The sequence below is a fragment of the Pontivivens ytuae genome, from assembly GCF_015679265.1.
Lineage (GTDB): Bacteria > Pseudomonadota > Alphaproteobacteria > Rhodobacterales > Rhodobacteraceae > Pontivivens > Pontivivens ytuae.
Map to the genome: position 1 here is coordinate 1,696,765 of NZ_CP064942.1, position 15,130 is coordinate 1,711,894.

General features: G+C 68.2%; 18 protein-coding genes. 7 read left to right on the forward strand and 11 right to left on the reverse strand.

Going from position 1 to position 15,130, the window contains the following annotated elements; all coding sequences use genetic code 11:
- The first annotated feature begins 147 nt into the window (after positions 1–147).
- The gene (locus I0K15_RS08275) at positions 148–996 is read left to right on the forward strand and encodes a CE1 family esterase (RefSeq protein ID WP_196104970.1); all 849 of its coding nucleotides are present in this window, start codon (positions 148–150) and stop codon (positions 994–996) included.
- Here I0K15_RS08275 and I0K15_RS08280 read toward each other — a convergent pair.
- Genes I0K15_RS08280 through I0K15_RS08295 form a run of 4 tightly spaced genes read right to left on the reverse strand, consistent with a single transcriptional unit; the run spans position 987 to position 2,894 of the window.
- Positions 987–1,382: a GFA family protein gene (locus I0K15_RS08280; RefSeq protein ID WP_230374351.1), complete on the reverse strand. Its 396-nt coding sequence runs from the start codon at positions 1,380–1,382 to the stop codon at positions 987–989. The two genes, I0K15_RS08275 and I0K15_RS08280, sit on opposite strands and share 10 nt — an antisense overlap.
- On the reverse strand, positions 1,379–1,831 hold the full coding sequence (locus I0K15_RS08285; RefSeq protein WP_196104972.1) for an SRPBCC family protein: 453 nt from the start codon (positions 1,829–1,831) through the stop codon (positions 1,379–1,381). Before I0K15_RS08285 ends, I0K15_RS08280 begins: the two co-directional genes overlap by 4 nt.
- Entirely contained in the window at positions 1,818–2,168 is a 351-nt protein-coding gene (locus I0K15_RS08290) for an ArsR/SmtB family transcription factor (RefSeq protein ID WP_196104973.1), read from the reverse strand. The genes I0K15_RS08285 and I0K15_RS08290 overlap by 14 nt, the downstream gene beginning before the upstream one ends.
- 60 nt (positions 2,169–2,228) lie before the next feature.
- The gene (locus I0K15_RS08295; protein WP_196104974.1) at positions 2,229–2,894 is read right to left on the reverse strand and encodes a DUF2161 domain-containing phosphodiesterase; all 666 of its coding nucleotides are present in this window, start codon (positions 2,892–2,894) and stop codon (positions 2,229–2,231) included.
- Between the two features lie 114 nt (positions 2,895–3,008).
- On the opposite strand from I0K15_RS08295, the gene I0K15_RS08300 reads away from it, so the two are divergent.
- Complete coding sequence (locus tag I0K15_RS08300; RefSeq protein WP_196104975.1) at positions 3,009–3,476, forward strand: flavin reductase family protein; 468 nt, start codon at positions 3,009–3,011, stop codon at positions 3,474–3,476.
- Here the strand turns inward: I0K15_RS08300 and I0K15_RS08305 are convergent.
- Positions 3,458–3,964, reverse strand: coding sequence for a ClbS/DfsB family four-helix bundle protein (locus tag I0K15_RS08305; protein ID WP_196104976.1), 507 nt, complete (start codon positions 3,962–3,964; stop codon positions 3,458–3,460). The genes I0K15_RS08300 and I0K15_RS08305 overlap by 19 nt on opposite strands.
- Positions 3,965–4,573: 609 nt before the next feature.
- Between I0K15_RS08305 and hisS the strand changes: the two genes are divergently transcribed.
- The 3 genes from hisS to hisG are packed head-to-tail and all read left to right on the forward strand — an operon-like array spanning position 4,574 to position 7,874.
- Entirely contained in the window at positions 4,574–6,064 is a 1,491-nt protein-coding gene (hisS, locus tag I0K15_RS08310; protein WP_196104977.1) for a histidine--tRNA ligase, read from the forward strand.
- Complete coding sequence (locus tag I0K15_RS08315; protein WP_196104978.1) at positions 6,064–7,179, forward strand: ATP phosphoribosyltransferase regulatory subunit; 1,116 nt, start codon at positions 6,064–6,066, stop codon at positions 7,177–7,179. The genes hisS and I0K15_RS08315 overlap by 1 nt, the downstream gene beginning before the upstream one ends.
- The gene (gene hisG / locus I0K15_RS08320) at positions 7,176–7,874 is read left to right on the forward strand and encodes an ATP phosphoribosyltransferase (RefSeq protein ID WP_196104979.1); all 699 of its coding nucleotides are present in this window, start codon (positions 7,176–7,178) and stop codon (positions 7,872–7,874) included. Before I0K15_RS08315 ends, hisG begins: the two co-directional genes overlap by 4 nt.
- On the opposite strand, the gene I0K15_RS08325 is transcribed toward hisG, so the two are convergent.
- Both I0K15_RS08325 and I0K15_RS08330 read right to left on the reverse strand, forming a co-directional pair.
- Complete coding sequence (locus tag I0K15_RS08325) at positions 7,871–8,494, reverse strand: hypothetical protein (RefSeq protein ID WP_196104980.1); 624 nt, start codon at positions 8,492–8,494, stop codon at positions 7,871–7,873. The genes hisG and I0K15_RS08325 overlap by 4 nt on opposite strands.
- A gap of 8 nt (positions 8,495–8,502) precedes the next feature.
- Positions 8,503–8,949 (reverse strand): DUF1489 family protein, encoded by a 447-nt coding sequence (locus tag I0K15_RS08330; protein WP_196104981.1) that lies wholly within the window; start codon positions 8,947–8,949, stop codon positions 8,503–8,505.
- A 164-nt stretch (positions 8,950–9,113) separates the two neighbouring features.
- Here I0K15_RS08330 and I0K15_RS08335 point away from each other — a divergent pair, with 164 nt between their 5' ends.
- Positions 9,114–11,363 (forward strand): adenosylcobalamin-dependent ribonucleoside-diphosphate reductase, encoded by a 2,250-nt coding sequence (locus tag I0K15_RS08335; RefSeq protein WP_196104982.1) that lies wholly within the window; start codon positions 9,114–9,116, stop codon positions 11,361–11,363.
- A 145-nt stretch (positions 11,364–11,508) separates the two neighbouring features.
- Here the strand turns inward: I0K15_RS08335 and I0K15_RS08340 are convergent, their stop codons facing one another.
- The 3 genes from I0K15_RS08340 to I0K15_RS08350 all read right to left on the reverse strand — a co-directional run bounded on the left by I0K15_RS08340 (position 11,509) and on the right by I0K15_RS08350 (position 13,423).
- Entirely contained in the window at positions 11,509–12,009 is a 501-nt protein-coding gene (locus I0K15_RS08340; protein WP_196104983.1) for a hypothetical protein, read from the reverse strand.
- A gap of 212 nt (positions 12,010–12,221) precedes the next feature.
- On the reverse strand, positions 12,222–13,040 hold the full coding sequence (locus I0K15_RS08345; protein ID WP_196104984.1) for an APC family permease: 819 nt from the start codon (positions 13,038–13,040) through the stop codon (positions 12,222–12,224).
- 5 nt (positions 13,041–13,045) lie between these two features.
- The gene (locus tag I0K15_RS08350) at positions 13,046–13,423 is read right to left on the reverse strand and encodes an MAPEG family protein (protein WP_196104985.1); all 378 of its coding nucleotides are present in this window, start codon (positions 13,421–13,423) and stop codon (positions 13,046–13,048) included.
- A gap of 109 nt (positions 13,424–13,532) precedes the next feature.
- On the opposite strand from I0K15_RS08350, the gene I0K15_RS08355 reads away from it, so the two are divergent.
- Entirely contained in the window at positions 13,533–14,348 is an 816-nt protein-coding gene (locus I0K15_RS08355) for a helix-turn-helix domain-containing protein (protein WP_196104986.1), read from the forward strand.
- 24 nt (positions 14,349–14,372) lie between these two features.
- Here the strand turns inward: I0K15_RS08355 and I0K15_RS08360 are convergent, their stop codons facing one another.
- A complete protein-coding gene (locus tag I0K15_RS08360) occupies positions 14,373–15,116 on the reverse strand; it encodes a helix-turn-helix transcriptional regulator (protein WP_196104987.1) in 744 nt (247 codons plus the stop codon).
- Positions 15,117–15,130 lie beyond the last annotated feature (14 nt).

A 15,130-nucleotide genomic window follows, 5' to 3' on the forward strand; every position in this document is an offset into this window, starting at 1 on the left:
CTCCGATCTGGTTCTGATCCCCTCAGGCTAGGCGGCGCCCCGCGCCCGCCGGTTGACCGGCATCAATCGCCTGACGGGCATGTGAAGCGCCCGTGCCGCCCGGATGCGCTATGGCGGTCCGAGCGACCCGAGCGGAAAGGCCAGCCCATGACGCGATCCCATCTCGCCGCCCTCCTCAGCCTGATCCTCGCCACGCTGGCCCTTGCAGGGCCGTCGCAGGCGCAGGGATGCCCGCCCGGCCAGCCCTGCGAAATCGCCGAAGGCGAGTACCGCTTCGAGCTGCCGCGCAACGGCGGCGGCGCGATGCCGGTGATCGTGCATTTCCACGGGGCCGCGAACTCCGCCGCCGCCGTGCTGCGCACCCGCTCCATCGTCGATCCCGCCCTCGATCGCGGCTACGCCTTCATCGCTTTGCAGGGCCTCGTGCAACCCGGGCGCAACTTCACGAACTGGAGCGTGCGGGACGGCCGGCGCCCGATGCGGGACGAGGCCGCCTTCGCCCGCGCCGCCGTCGCGCATCTCGGCCAATACGTGCCGCTCGACCCCGAGCGGGTCTATCTCACCGGCTTCTCCCGCGGGGCGTCGGCGATCTGGGACATCGCCTGCCATGATCCAGCGGGCTTCGCGGGGTTCTCCACCGTCGCGGGTGCGTTCTGGGATCCGCTGCCCGAGGCGTGCGCGGAGCCCGTACGCCTCAGCCACTACCACGGGTGGGAGGATGCGACCGTCCCGCTCGAAGGCCGTCATTTCGGGCGCGGCGACCTGATCGGCCAGGGCGACGTCTATGCCGGTCTGCGGATCTTGCGGGAGACGGCGGGGCTCCAGACCCATCTCGCCCAGACGACCTCGCGCATCGGTGACATGCTCTGCAAGAGTTGGGCGGACGGCGATCTGAGCTTCTGCCTGCATCCCGGCGGCCACCGCCCGCCGGACGGGTGGATGGCGCACGCCATCGACGGGTTCGAGGGCGTGCCCGAGGACAGGGCTCAAAGGTAGGACGCAACCTCCGGCGCCCGCTCCGGCATGTCGGCCCGGCCGTCGGCGAAACTGACGGGGATGCGGGCGAGGTCCTCCTCCGCCAGGTCGAGCGTCGCGACGCAGACGGCGATCCAACCGCCCGGCCCCGCGATCTCTCCATGGGTCTTCACTCCGCAGGTGGGGCAGAACCGGTGCACGACGTCCCCGCCCGCGAAGCTGTAGCGCGCCAGGTGCTCCGCACCCCGGATTAGCCGGAACGCTGTCGCGGGGATCGGGGCGATCCAGCCCCGCGACTTCAGGCAGATCGAGCAGTTGCACCGGATCGTGGGGGCGGCGAGGTCGATCTCCGCCACGTAGGCGACCGCGCCGCAATGGCAGCCGCCGCCCACGCGTCGCGTACTCACGCCGCCATGTCCTGCGCAGCGTCCGTCCACCGGTCGAAGCATTCCTGCCAGCCGGTGTGATGCTCGGCCCGCGCATGCTCGGTGACCAGACCGGTCTGCTGGAAATACATCCGCGTCCCGCCCTCCTCGGCAACGAAGCGGATCCGGATCTCCATCTCCGGCCCCGGCACGCCGCCCTCGACCCAGCGGAAGCTGAAGCGGAGCAGATCAGGGGCCGAGACCTCCAGCATCTCGCCCGCCTGTTCGAACCGCGTTCCGCTGGGTGAGAACATCTCGATCCGCCAGGGCGACCCGACCTCCGCGGTCCAGTCCACGCTGCCGGTGCGGAACGGCCGGCCTTGCTCATCCCGCGGTCCCCACCAGAGCGCCAGTTTCTCCGGATCGGTCCACAGCGCGAAGCAGACCTCCGGCGGGCGGGCCACGTAGCGTTCGATCTCAAGCGTCTTCATCTGCGTCTCCTGCGGTGGGGGTTGGCGAAGCGCCCTCGGCCTGCTCGACGAACCGGTCGAGCGTATCGGTCCAGAACCTCTCGTAATCGGCCAGCCAGTCGGCGAGCATCTTCAGCCCCGCCGGATCCAGCCGGCAGGGCCGCGTCTGCCCGACCCGCGACCGGCTGATCAGCCCCGCCGCCTCCAGCACCTTGAGGTGGGAGGAGATGGTGGGCTGCGTCAGCGCGAAGCGGTCGACGAGCTGCGAGACAGTCGCCTCGCCCTCCGCCAGCCGGGCGACGATGGCCCGGCGGGTGGGGTCGGCGAGGGCCGAGAGGGTTCTGTTGAGGTGCTCCATACACATAGACAGCCATCTATATCGATTCGTGTCAATGTATTTGGCTCATGCTCAATCGCGTCACATGACCGAGTGGGGCTCGTCCACCTCCGGCGCCACCGCCGCCCGCCCCTTCTCGGTCACGTCATAGACGCCGGTCGAGACGCGCTCGAACCAGCCATAGTGATTGTCCCGCATCTTGTTGGCGGCCTTCTCCACCTCGACCGCAGCCCCCACCACGGCCGCCCGGCTCGGCCCATTTTCAACGAGATAGGCGGCAAGGCGCAGGCAGCCCTGCCGGTACGCCGTCATCACCGCACCACCGGGCCGCCCGCCTTCCTCCGGATCGCCCACCCGCTTCTGCCATTCGCGCAAGAGCCGGTCCTTCCTCCGCGGATTGCCGCGGGGCGCGTAGTGGCCGGGGTCGCAATGCACCTCCGCCACGCCCCCCTTCACCACGATCAGGCCCAAGCCGATGCGGCGCAGCAGCGCCTTGATCCGCACGGTATCGCGCCGCCCACGGCCCGGCAGGCGGGGCACGGCGAGGTAGACCGCGTCGCTCATCGCGAGCCTATCCACGCCCTGCATCAGCAGCGCCAGCGTCAGCCCGGTCTTGAGCTCCACGATCACCGGCGGCTCCTCGCCTCGGACCGCCACGAGGTCGCACGCCCCGATCTCACCCTTCACCTCGTAGCCCTGCCCTTCGAGCAGCGCCTTCACCGGCCCGTACAGCTCGCTTTCCCGCATCCCGCCTCGACTGATCCGCCTCGTCCAGCCACCCTAGACCGACCCGCCCGGAACGTCGCGCATTGCATCGGCAGGGAAACAGGATATGTGAGGCGCCACGTGTCCGGAGCCCCCATGACCGATTTCACCTCTCGAGAGTTGCGCGATGCCTGCGGGTCCTTCGCCACCGGCGTCACGGTCGTCACCGTGGCGGGGCCGCTGGGCTTCACGGCGAACAGCTTCTCCTCGCTGTCGCTCGACCCGCCGCTGGTGATGTGGGCGCCCGCGCGCCGCTCGGCCCGGTTCGAGGCGTTTACGGAGGCCGAACGCTTCACCATACACATCCTTAACGCGGAGCAGCTGCCGCTCGCCACCGGCTTCGCCCGCTCCGGCGACGCGCCGTTCGCCGAGCTGCCGTGGACCGAGGGGCCTGGCGGCGTGCCCGAGTTCGACGGCTGTGCCGCGGTCCTGCGCTGCACCCGGCACGCGACGCATCCAGGCGGCGATCATGCGATCGTGGTGGGCCAGGTCGAGAGCGTGGACCACGACCCCGACGCGCACCCGCTGGTCTTCCACGCGGGGCTCTATCCCCGGCTCGCCTGAAGCGCCTTGAGGCTGGCCCGGATCGCCCGGATGGCGGAGCGGTAGTGGCTCGGCCCCGCCGATTCCGCGAAGCGTCCCGCCGTCCACTTCTCCGACCCGATCATCGGCGCGCCGTAGAGCGCCTCGTCCGGCAGCGCTTCGAGATGACCGAGGAGCGCGGCGTGGTTGTTGGCGAGCATCGCCTGCGCCGCCGCCCAGCCGAGACCCGCCTGCTCCGCACGCACCTTGGCGTTGTAGGGCTTGAGCTGCGCCCAGTTGTAGCCCTTGGCCGGGATATGCACCTCCCGCCCCGCCTGCCCGTCGGCGTACCAGCCGAGATAGAGGTCGATCCAGTGCGCCCGGTGCCCGACGATATCCTTGATCGAGATGCCGTCTGCGTCCTTGGCGAGCGCGACGTCTTCGGGAATGGAGGCGAGCAACTTCTCCAGCTTGGCGTAGTCGCGCCGGGTGATGGCGAGCAGGTCGGCTTTCGTGGTGGCGGCGGGCATGGCGCAGGCTCCTGTGGTGCCACCCGGTTATGTCCACAAATCGTGTTGGTCCTTGATCCGGCTCAATCGGCTGCATGCAAGCACTGAGGGCCGCGCCCGACCTGGAGGGCGCAAGCGGGACGGGATTGCGATGTGCGCGCCCGCAAGCATCGATGTCTTTTATTCCATGAAGGACATCGCTAACGCGCCCTCCGGGGGGAGGTCGGGCGCGGCCCGGCGGTGCCGCCGGGCGGGACGATCAATCAACAGTGTCAAACCGAAGCGCCGCGCCCGACCCGGGGCCGGAGGCTGTCTCTGAAATCACTCCAGTGGAGCGATTTAGGCCGGAGGGTGCGGCAGCAGCGGGTGCGCCAACGGCGCGCCCGCCGTCGTGCCGTAGGCGCGCGTTCCGCGCGACGGGCGGGTCGGGCGCGGCCCGGACGCGGGGCGTCCGGGCGGGGCAACTCGTTATCGCCGGGCTGCCTTCATGCGCGGAGCGAGCCTAGTCATCGGGTTGCCGCCAAACGGGACAGAACCTCCAGCCACCTCGTCGAAAGCCCCTCCGCTTGCCCCGTCCCGACCCATCGGCTACATCCGCCCGGCCACTCGGGGTTAGTAAGGGCTTACTTAATGGCCAAGACGAAGCAGAAGAAACCGCAGCGCCCGCGCGCGGCCACCCCGCGCGGCTTCCGCGACTATTTCGGTGCGGAGGTTACCCGGCGCGCCGACATGCTCCGCACGATCACCGGGATTTACCATCAGTACGGCTTCGACCCGCTGGAGAGCTCGGCGGTGGAGACGGTTGAGGCGCTCGGCAAGTTCCTTCCCGACGTGGACCGGCCCAACGAGGGCGTCTTCGCCTGGCAGGACGAGGACGAGAGCTGGATGGCGCTGCGCTACGACCTGACGGCGCCGCTCGCCCGGGTCTACGCCCAGCACCGCAACGACCTGCCCACGCCCTACCGCCGCTATGCCGTCGGGCCGGTCTGGCGCAACGAGAAGCCGGGCCCGGGCCGCTTCCGCCAGTTCTACCAATGCGACGCGGACACCGTCGGCACACCCACCGTGGCCGCCGACGCCGAGATCTGCGCCATGCTCGCCGACGTGCTGGAGGCCGTGGGCATCGCCCGCGGTGACTACATCGTGCGGGTGAACAACCGGAAGGTTCTGAACGGCCTGCTCGACAACCTCTTCGGCAGCGAAGCGGGTGAGGGACTGCGCGACGGCGTCCTGCGCACCGTCGACAAGTTCGACAAGGTGGGTGAGCAGGGCGTGCGCGACCTGCTCGGGCCGGGGCGCAAGGATGCCTCCGGCGCCTTCATCGACGGGCTTGGCCTGTCCTCCCACCAGGCCGACGTGATCATCAGCTTCCTTCTGGCCCGCGGCGAGAGCAACGCCGCCACGATCTCCAACCTGCGCGAAGTCGTGGGCACCTCTGGGATCGGCGCGGACGGTGTCAGCGAGCTGGAGCAGATCGCGGAGATGGCCGAGGCGCAAGGCTACGGTCCCGACCGGATCGTCATCGATCCCTCCGTGGTGCGGGGCCTCGGCTACTACACCGGGCCGGTCTACGAGGCGGAGCTGACCTTCGAGATCACCGATGAGAAGGGGCGGCCGCGGCAGTTCGGCTCGGTCGCGGGTGGGGGGCGCTACGACGACCTCGTCAAGCGCTTCACCGGGCAGGAGGTGCCGGCGACCGGGGTCTCGATCGGCGTGGACCGGCTGCTCGCGGCCCTCGAGGCGAAGGGGCGGACCTCGGCGGAGGCGCAGGGGCCTGTCGTCGTCACCGTCATGGACCGCGACCGGGTCGCCGATTACCAGCAGATGGTCGGCGAGCTGCGCGCCGCAGGCGTCCGGGCGGAGCTCTACCTCGGCAATCCGAAGGACATGGGCCGGCAACTCAAATATGCCGACCAGCGCAACGCGCCCGTGGCCGTGATCCAGGGCGGGGACGAGCTCGCCGCGGGCAAGGTGCAGATCAAGGACCTCGCCCTCGGCGCGCGCCTCGCCGCCGACATCCAGACCAACGAGGAGTGGAAGGCGCAGCCCGCGCAGATGGAAATCGAGCGGGCCGACCTCGTCGCCCAGGTCCGCGCCATGATCCAGCGCGCCAACGCCTGATGGCCGCCGACCGCGCATATCTGCCGGGCGCGCGGCTCGGCACTGGGCTTGCGAGCGTCGAGACGGAGGTCGCGCGCCTGCTCACCCGCTTCGCGCAGGCGGGGGCGGAGCGGGTGGAGCCTCCGGCGCTGTTGCCCGCGGACACGCTGCTCGACCTCTATGGCGAGGACATCCGGGCGCGCGCCTATGTCACCGACGACCCGGTGGAGGGGGAGCGGATGCTGCGCCCCGACTTCACCGTCCCGGTGGTGGAGATGCATGCGAGCCACGGGGCGACGCCTGCGCGCTACACTTATGCGGGGCCCGTCTGGCGCCAGCAGGTGCCGGGGGCCGGGCGGCCGACGGAATACCTTCAGGTGGGCTTCGAGCTCTTCGACACTGCGGCCGCGGCGGATGCGGATGCCGAGGTCTTCGCCCTGCTCGCCGATGCGGTGGGTGACGAGGCGACGGTCGAGACCGGGGATATCGGCCTGCTGCTCGCCGCGATCGACGCGCTGTCGCTCGATGAGCGGCGGCGGGCGATGCTGCGCCACCACGTCTGGCGCCCCGCCCGCTTCCGCCGCCTGATCGAGCGGTTCCGCGCACCGGGTCGGCTGGCCGACCGGCTCGCAGCACTTCCGGACACGGCGGTCGCGGAGCATGTGCGCAGCCTGTCGCCGGAGATCGGGGTGCGGAGCGTCGACGAGATCACCGACCGCCTCCACGCCCTGCGGGAGGAAGCGGAAGCCGCACCGCTGCCCGATGCCGACGTCGCGCTGCTCGACGCGCTGCTGACGCTCGACGGGCCGATGGGTGAGGTGCTGGGCCGCCTGCGCCCGCTGGCCGAGAGCCGTCCACCCCTCGCCGCCGCGGTGGAGCGGCTCGGCAAGCGGGTCGAGGCGCTCGGGCGACGGGGGATCGACGCGGCCGCCCTCCCCTTCGCCACCAACTTCGGGCGCACCGCGATGGAATACTACGACGGCTTCGTCTTCGCCTTCACCGCGCCGGGCCGCCCGGACCTGCCGCCACTGGCCCAGGGCGGGCGCTACGATGCGCTGACCGCGGAGCTTGGCCCCGCGATCCCCGCGGTGGGCGGCATCGTGCGGCCCGAGGCGCTGCTGGCGGCGCGGTCATGAAGCTCGGCCTCCCCTCCAAGGGCCGGCTGCAGGCCGACGCCATCGACTGGTTCGCGCAGTGGGGCCTGACGATCACGCGCAGCGATGGCGGGCGGGAATATGCGGGCACGGTCGCGGGGCTCGACGGGGTGGAGCTGGTGCTCCTCTCCGCCGGGGAAGTTCCGCGGGAGCTGGCCGCCGGGCGCATCCATCTCGGCGTCACCGGCACCGATCTGATCCATGAGAAGCTGCCGGACCGCGCCGCGACCGTGGCGGAGATCGCGCCGATGGGCTTCGGCCATGCGGACCTGATCGTCGCGGTGCCAAAGCTGTGGGCGGATGTGGAGACGATGGACGACCTCGACGAGGTGGCCTCCCTGCTGCGCGCGCGGCACGGCCACCGGCTGCGGGTGGCGACGAAGTATCACAACCTGGTCCGCGGCTTCTTTCGCGAGCACGGCATCGCCGACTACCTGCTGGTGGACAGCCAGGGCGCGACCGAGGGCACGGTGAAGAACGAGACGGCGGAGGCCGTGGCCGACATCACGTCGAGCGGGGCCACGCTGGAGGCGAACCACCTGAAGATCCTGGGGGATGGGCTGATCCTGAAATCGCAGGCGACGCTGTTCGCGAGCCGCCGGGCGGAGTGGACCGCGGAGGACCGCGCAGCGCTGCAAACGCTCTGCGCCCGCATCGGAACGCCAGCGCCGCTTTAGTCCTGCGGCGCGTCCTGATCGACGGTGATGTCGGGACCCATCGAGGTGAGCTGCAGCTTCGCGGCCCCCATCCCGCCCAGAACCTCGAGGAGTTCGCGCAAGCTCTCCACCGGCGCCGAACCGAGGTCGAGGCCGATATGCCAGAAGCCGCGGATCCGCTCCGGCCCGACGAGCGAATGGACGGTGCCGTGAAACTCCGGCGTATCCTCGTCAAAGCGGGTCTGGAACGCCTCCAGATACCAGCGGCGGATCGGATCCCAGCTCGGCTCGTCGTCCTGCATCACGAAGCGGATGCTGACATCGTTCCACTGGAAGGGCTTGATATGGACGCTCGGCCCGCCCGGAAGGTCGTAGTTGAAGGGCTCGAAGTTGACGGCGTGCCGGTCGGTCACGTCGAAGAAGAAAACGCGCGCCCCCTTCTTCGCCTGGATATCGCGGCGGCGCGGCAGGCGCATCGTGCCGGTCCGGAACAGGGAGCCGTCGGCCTCGCGCATCGCGACATCGGCCTCACAGTCGTAGTTCTGACCGGTGGCGAGGGCGATCTCCTCCAGTATGCGCGCGAGGTTGAGGTCGCGCACAGGCTGCAGAACGTCCGTCAGATGATCTCCGGTGCGCGTCACGCAAACTCCTATCTCACTCCGAGATCGTCGAGCGCTGTCATCAAGTCGTGTGGAAGCTCCGCTTCCGTTGGCCGATCGTCCGCCAGGTCACGCGGGGCATCCGCGTCTGCCAGATAGCGCCAGCCCTGAAATGGTCGGCGGGCCATCGGCTCCGTTCTTATCACATCGTCGGCCAGGACTATAGCGCAGCGCCGAATCCCGTCTTCACCCGTCACTTCCTCCAGCGCGCGAATGCGCTGGCGTGCCAGCACGAGACCCCGGAACACCCAGTAGAGCGAGCCGCCGTTAAGAAGCTCTTTCTCCCGCTTGGGCCACATGCGGGTCACGTGGACATGTTGAAGCTTCAACCCCTGAGCGCGCTGCAGGTTCCGCTGCCGCGCCTGCCAGGCCACGAGATCGGAGACCTCGTCCGCACCCACGCAGAGCTTGAGCAGGTGCACCTTGTCCGCCGCCATTCCCCTCACTCCTGTTCACGCCCGGGGATGCTCCGTTCGGAACACCCTCATTTTAAACGGTTTTAAAATTGGTAGAGGCATGTTTCGCAACCAGCAAGTCGACAGTGGGGCGGCGCGATCATACTCTAGGGACCGTGTCGTAGACCGAAACCGAAGGCCGAGCCATGTCCGATTTTGCCGCGCCCATCGCCCAACAGATCTGGGACATGAAGTACCGTTTCAAGACGGCCGAGGGCGAACCGGTGGACCGTGACGTGACCGAGACCTGGCGGCGGATCGCGCGTTCTCTGGCGGAGGTCGAAGACGATCCGGTTGCGTGGGAAGACCGTTTTTATAACGCACTCAAAGACTTCCGCTACCTGCCCGCGGGCCGGATCGTGGCAGGTGCAGGCACGGAACGAAGCGTGACCTTGTTCAACTGCTTCGTGATGGGGACCATCCCTGATTCGCTCGGCGGGATCTTCGACATGTTGCGCGAGGCGGCGCTGACCATGCAGCAGGGCGGCGGGATCGGGTACGACTTCTCCACCATCCGGCCGAAGGGCGCGGCGGTGGCCGGGGTCGGCGCGGATGCGTCCGGCCCGCTGAGCTTCATGGACGTGTGGGACGCGATGTGCCGGACCATCATGTCCGCGGGCGCGCGGCGCGGCGCGATGATGGCGACGCTGCGCTGCGATCACCCCGACATCGAGGAGTTCATCACGGCGAAGCGGGACCCCGCGCGGCTGCGGAACTTCAACCTCTCGGTGCTGGTCACGGACGCCTTCATGGAGGCGGTCGGCGCCGATGGCGACTGGGAGCTGACCTTCGACGGAAAGGTTTACCGGACGGTTAAGGCCCGCGCGCTGTGGGACCTCATCATGCGCTCGACCTACGATTATGCCGAGCCGGGCGTGATCTTCATCGACCGCATCAACCAGCGCAACAACCTCTACTACGCCGAGGAGATCAGCGCGACGAACCCCTGCGGGGAGCAGCCGCTGCCGCCCTATGGCGCGTGCCTTCTGGGCTCCATCAACCTCGCCCGACTGGTGCGCGAGCCCTTCGAGGCGGCGGCCGAGATCGACGAGGCGGAGCTCGACGACCTGGTCGCGACGGCCGTGCGGATGATGGATAACGTGGTCGATGCCTCGAAATTTCCGCTTCCGGAACAACGGGATGAGGCGCAGGCGAAGCGGCGGATCGGGCTGGGAGTGACAGGGCTGGCGGACGCGCTGCTGATGCTCGGCCTGCGCTACGGGTCGGAGGAGGCCGCGCGGCAAACCGAGGACTGGCTGCGCCGGATCGCCCGCGCGGCATACCTGGCCTCGGCGCAACTGGCCGCCGAGAAGGGACCGTTTCCGCTGTTCGATGCGGAGGCGTTCCTGGCCTCGGAGACCATGCAGGACATGGATGACGAGGTGCGGCGCGCGGTCTCGAAACACGGGATCCGCAACGCGCTGCTGACCTCGATCGCGCCGACGGGGACGATCTCGCTGTTTGCCGGCAACGTCTCGAGCGGGATCGAGCCGGTCTTCGCCTACTCGTACACCCGCAAGGTGCTGCAGAAGGACGGGACGCGGACCGAGGAGGAGGTCAGCGACTATGCCTATGATCTCTATCGGAAAATGCATGGTGAGGGACCGCTACCCGACCACTTCGTGAACGCGCAGGAGCTGCATCCACTGGAGCATGTGCGGATGCAGGCGGCGGCGCAGAAATGGGTGGATTCCTCCATCTCGAAGACGATCAACTGCCCGGAGGACATCAGCTTCGAGGACTTCAAGGACGTCTATCTCGAAGCGTGGAACACGGGCTGCAAGGGCTGCACGACCTACCGCCCGAACCCGGTGACAGGGTCCGTCCTGTCGGTAGAGGAGAAGGAAACGCCGAAGAGCGATCCCGGTGAAGTCGTCTACATCGCAGAACCGATTGACAGACCGGAAGTCGTTGAGGGCCAGACCTACAAGATAAAGTGGCCGAACTCGGAGCACGCGATCTACATCACCATCAACGATATTGTCGTTGGCGGGCGGCGCAGGCCGTTTGAAGTGTTCATCAACTCCAAGAACATGGAGCACTTCGCTTGGACCGTGGCGTTGACTCGCATGATCTCGGCCGTGTTCCGCCGCGGCGGGGATGTGAGCTTCGTCGTGGAGGAACTGAAGGCCGTCTTCGACCCCCGCGGCGGGGCGTGGATGGAGGGAAAGTACATTCCGTCCATCCTCGCGGCCATCGGCGGAGTGATCGAGAAGCACTTGATAAATATCGGTTTTCTCGATGGGGAAGGCCTCGGCCTGAAGGAGGATCCGGCAGCGCTGCGCGTCAATGATGCGGCCCCCGGTCCGGCCTGTCCGAACTGCGGTGCGTTTGAGATGCGGATGCAGGAAGGGTGCCTGACCTGCGGGAACTGCGGCTACTCGAAATGCGGGTGAGCGGCGCGCGCTAACTCTGTTCCGCGCTGTGCACAGGGCGTGCACAACCCATATGACATCCGTATGCCAGGCAAATGACTCAGGATTGAGCCGTTAACCGTCGTGGCAGTCGAAAGGGCCGCCCTCGCGAGCGGCCCCGAAGAGATCACGACAGGACGAAGTGGCACGATGCCGGAATGTCGGTGCCCTCGACATAGATCGACGAGACGCTGGTTCCGCTGACCTGCAGGAAGGTGTTCGGGAAGACGATCGACTCCAACGCATAGGTCGGTCCATCGAGGCTGTGGACCTTGAACGACTCCCACAAGGAGCGGTCGGGGCGCGTTCCGCTGGCGTAGTACTGGAAGTTCGCGACGCCGTCCTGGCCAGGCTTCGCCTCGGTCATGCGGATGAAGAACTGGCCGGTGTTGGACGGCAGGCCGAACATGGCGTAACCCCCGGCCGGATCGAACACGTAGCTCATGGTGAAGGCGGTGCCGGCGGCCGTAACCGGAATGCTACCGTAACCCGGACCGTACCCTTGGTGAATGCCCGAGGGCACATCGGCTTGCAGCGCGACACCGGGCTCGCCGGCGGGGTGGAGAGTGACCGAGTTGCCAAGCGTCAGCAGGCTGTCGGCGGCGGTCGAAAGCTGTCCATCAGGCATTGAGCATATCCTCTTGATCAGGTGTGGAACGAGGATGGGATACGCCGTGATCAGAGGCGCGAACCGTGCGGATAGACACAGTTCGAACGCCGACTTCTCTTTGATTTTATTCGGTTTTTAAGCGTCCAGATTGATATCCCACGAGTCTCATCCATGGCGTGTCGCGCGCTTTTCGGACTCTCCCTGGCCGACGCGAAGCTGGGCCCGCCGGATCACGCGACCTCGGCCGACACGCCCAGAACCGCGCGCTCCCCGCGGAACCAGCGCCAGGTGTCGTAGGCGTCGAACGCGTTCGAGATCCCGATGACCCCGAAGTAGAACCACGCAAACAGCGTCATCGTCGGGCTCAGCCCGCCCCAGGCGAACAGCCAGAAGCCGGTGTAGATCTGCAGCGGCACCCACGGGATCAGGTGGGGGAGGGAGGTGAGCCGCGAGATCCCGCGCTCGTAGAGCACCAGCGCCATGTTCGCGAGCACGACGAACAGGAAGCCGAGCGCCACCCAGCCCGCCAGCGGATGCTGCGTCAGCCCGTAGAGCACCACGCCGCCCATATTGGCCGGCAGCAGGAACAGCCAGACCCAGAGCTGCACCCATCCCGGTGCGGCCCGCAGCGAGAAGAAGGCGTCCTTCAGCCGCCCCCACACCCCGACCGAGACCTGCAAGAACGCGATCGCCAGCGCGAGGAACAGCACCACTTCGCCCGGCAACAGCATCGCGAAGAAGGCGAAGGCCGGATCCGCCGACAGGGACGCCCAGAGCCGCACTAGCGCGAGGCCGATGAAGCCCAGCCCTGTGCCGAGACCAGCCGGAAACCACAGCTCCGCCCGGTGCGCCGCCGCGATCAGGATGCTGCCCCAGCCGATCATCACCGCCCCGCAGGTCGCCGCGAGGTAGGAGCCGACACCGTTCACGCCCGCGGCCTGAAGCGGCGCGACCTCGATCCCGCCGACATGGAGCCCCAGCAGCGAGAACAGCGCCGCGCCCAGCACCACCAGAACCACGCCCGTCCAGCGAAACAGCGCCTGTCCCATCGCGCTCACCCCGCGACCGCCAGCGCCATCAGCCCGAGGCCGACCACGCCCACCGTCCAGACCAGCGAGCGCACCACGGGCACGCCGAAGACGTAGAGCGGCACATAGGCGAGGCGCGCGAGCACGAAGATCTGCGCGCCCGTCACGGCCTCCGGTGCCGCCTGCCCAAGCAGCGCCAGCGGCAGGAAGATCAGCAGCGCCTCGCCGGAGTTGCGCAGTGCCCGCTCGGACCGCTCGCCAAGACGGCTCGTCTCGGGCGGTGCGTCCCGCGGCCCCAGCGTCGCGAGGATCTGCGGATCGGCGCGCAGCACGTAGCGGAAGAGGGGCGGCAGCAGCGTCTGCACGAAGTAGAGGGCGAGGGCGGCGAGTATCCAGAATGTCATGTCAGGCCCCGTTCGGTGACTGGTGTGCGAGACATGACGGGCGCCCGGTACGGCTTCAATTCCCTCGCAGGGAATGGAGGTGCCGTGCCGCGGGCGGTATCACGGACACATGAACACCGTCTCCGCCCCGTCCGAATTCGGCGACCTGCTGCGATCCTGGCGCCATGAGCGGCGCCTGTCGCAAGGCGCGCTCGCCAACGCCATCGAAACCCCCTCACGGCATGTGAGCTTTCTGGAGACCGGCCGCGCCCAGCCCTCGCGCGAGATGGTGACGCGGCTCTCCACCGCGCTGCAGGTGCCGCTGCGCGACCGCAACCTGTTGCTGCGCGCCGCGGGCTTCGCCGATCTCTACGCGGAGGCGACGCTGTCGGATGCCGAGGCGGACATGCTGCGCAACGCCGTCCTGCGCATGATGACGGCGCACGATCCCTGTCCGGCCTTCGTGATCGACAGGTTCTGGGAGGTTCACGACGCGAATGCCTCCGGCCGCCGGCTACTGGGCCGGATCGCCGAGGCCTTCCCCTTCGATCCGCCGCATGTGACGGCCAACATGCTCGACATGACGTTCAGCCCGGACGGCATCCGGCCCTATATCCGGAACTGGACCGACTATGCGCGCCAGGCCATCCAGCGGCTGCACCGCGAGGCCTTGTCGCCCGACGACCTGCGCGGTGCCCTGGACCGGATCGCCGCCTATCCGGAGCTGCCCAAGGACTGGTGGGCGCTCGACGTCCGCTATGCCCACGACCCGGTCTTCCCGATCGAGATGGAGGCGGACGGGCGGCGCCTCAACTTCTTCTCCGTCATCGCGGCCATCGCGACGCCCACCGGCGCGCTGGCGCAGGAACTGAGGGTCGAAACCCTGTTTCCGGCGGACGATGCGACGGAGGCGGCACTGAAGGCCGCCATCTCCGGCACCGCTTGAGCCGCCTTCGGGATCAGCCGGCGGTCACAGCGCCAGTTGGCCCGACCGCAGCGCGAGGGCGATGGCCTGCTCGCGCGTTGCGGCACCGAGCTTGGCCCGTGCGGAGAGGACGTGCTTGCGGACTGTGACCTCTGCAATGCCGAGCCTGTGCGCCACGGCATCGTTGCGCATTCCATTTGCCAACATGCAGAGCACGTCATGCTCACGGACCGTGAGTGTCGAGCGGAACGCAGTGAACATGCCCGGCTCATCCGGCGCGGCCGGCGGCGCGAGGTGCGAAGAGATCAGCGCCATGAGGAGCCGCATCTCGTCCCGGTTCGCCCGACCGCTCTGCTCTGCGTTCTTGCCGAAGGCGACGGTGACGAGGCGGCGGACGCCAGGCCCCGGGGCGGCGAAGGTCTCGGCCTGGATGACGGCGTAGCCTGCATCCTTGACCTGGTGGTTCAACTCGTAGGCAAGGGGGCTGAACGTCATCTCCCGCGTCATGTGCCCGGCATCGAGCCAGTTCGACCCCGTGGACTGCGCCGCCCCCAGAATCAGCGGATCGATCGCCATGAACCCCTGAGCGAGGTAGTCCATCAGCCACGTGTCGTGCATCGAGCTGCGGACCCAGAGCGGGCTCTCAAGCTCAACATCGATATCGCAGGCGTTGATAGCGTTTGCGCCGCGCTCCCGCACGAGGGCATCCGCGACCCACCAGATTTCATCAGCGGGCGAAGCGGCGAGGCGACTGGCGGCGTCGGTCAGTCTTTGAAGAACGTTGGGCATACATCTCTCCTCAA

Bases quoted from the DNA above. Each gene is read 5' to 3' on its own strand.
- I0K15_RS08275 (WP_196104970.1), top strand. From the start codon at position 148: ATGACGCGATCCCATCTCGCCGCCCTCCTCAGCCTGATCCTCGCCACG.
- I0K15_RS08285 (WP_196104972.1), bottom strand. From the start codon at position 1,831: ATGAAGACGCTTGAGATCGAACGCTACGTGGCCCGCCCGCCGGAGGTC.
- I0K15_RS08290 (WP_196104973.1), bottom strand. From the start codon at position 2,168: ATGGAGCACCTCAACAGAACCCTCTCGGCCCTCGCCGACCCCACCCGC.
- I0K15_RS08295 (WP_196104974.1), bottom strand. From the start codon at position 2,894: ATGCGGGAAAGCGAGCTGTACGGGCCGGTGAAGGCGCTGCTCGAAGGG.
- I0K15_RS08300 (WP_196104975.1), top strand. From the start codon at position 3,009: ATGACCGATTTCACCTCTCGAGAGTTGCGCGATGCCTGCGGGTCCTTC.
- I0K15_RS08305 (WP_196104976.1), bottom strand. From the start codon at position 3,964: ATGCCCGCCGCCACCACGAAAGCCGACCTGCTCGCCATCACCCGGCGC.
- hisS (WP_196104977.1), top strand. From the start codon at position 4,574: ATGGCCAAGACGAAGCAGAAGAAACCGCAGCGCCCGCGCGCGGCCACC.
- I0K15_RS08315 (WP_196104978.1), top strand. From the start codon at position 6,064: ATGGCCGCCGACCGCGCATATCTGCCGGGCGCGCGGCTCGGCACTGGG.
- hisG (WP_196104979.1), top strand. From the start codon at position 7,176: ATGAAGCTCGGCCTCCCCTCCAAGGGCCGGCTGCAGGCCGACGCCATC.
- I0K15_RS08330 (WP_196104981.1), bottom strand. From the start codon at position 8,949: ATGGCGGCGGACAAGGTGCACCTGCTCAAGCTCTGCGTGGGTGCGGAC.
- I0K15_RS08335 (WP_196104982.1), top strand. From the start codon at position 9,114: ATGTCCGATTTTGCCGCGCCCATCGCCCAACAGATCTGGGACATGAAG.
- I0K15_RS08340 (WP_196104983.1), bottom strand. From the start codon at position 12,009: ATGCCTGATGGACAGCTTTCGACCGCCGCCGACAGCCTGCTGACGCTT.
- I0K15_RS08345 (WP_196104984.1), bottom strand. From the start codon at position 13,040: ATGGGACAGGCGCTGTTTCGCTGGACGGGCGTGGTTCTGGTGGTGCTG.
- I0K15_RS08350 (WP_196104985.1), bottom strand. From the start codon at position 13,423: ATGACATTCTGGATACTCGCCGCCCTCGCCCTCTACTTCGTGCAGACG.
- I0K15_RS08355 (WP_196104986.1), top strand. From the start codon at position 13,533: ATGAACACCGTCTCCGCCCCGTCCGAATTCGGCGACCTGCTGCGATCC.
- I0K15_RS08360 (WP_196104987.1), bottom strand. From the start codon at position 15,116: ATGCCCAACGTTCTTCAAAGACTGACCGACGCCGCCAGTCGCCTCGCC.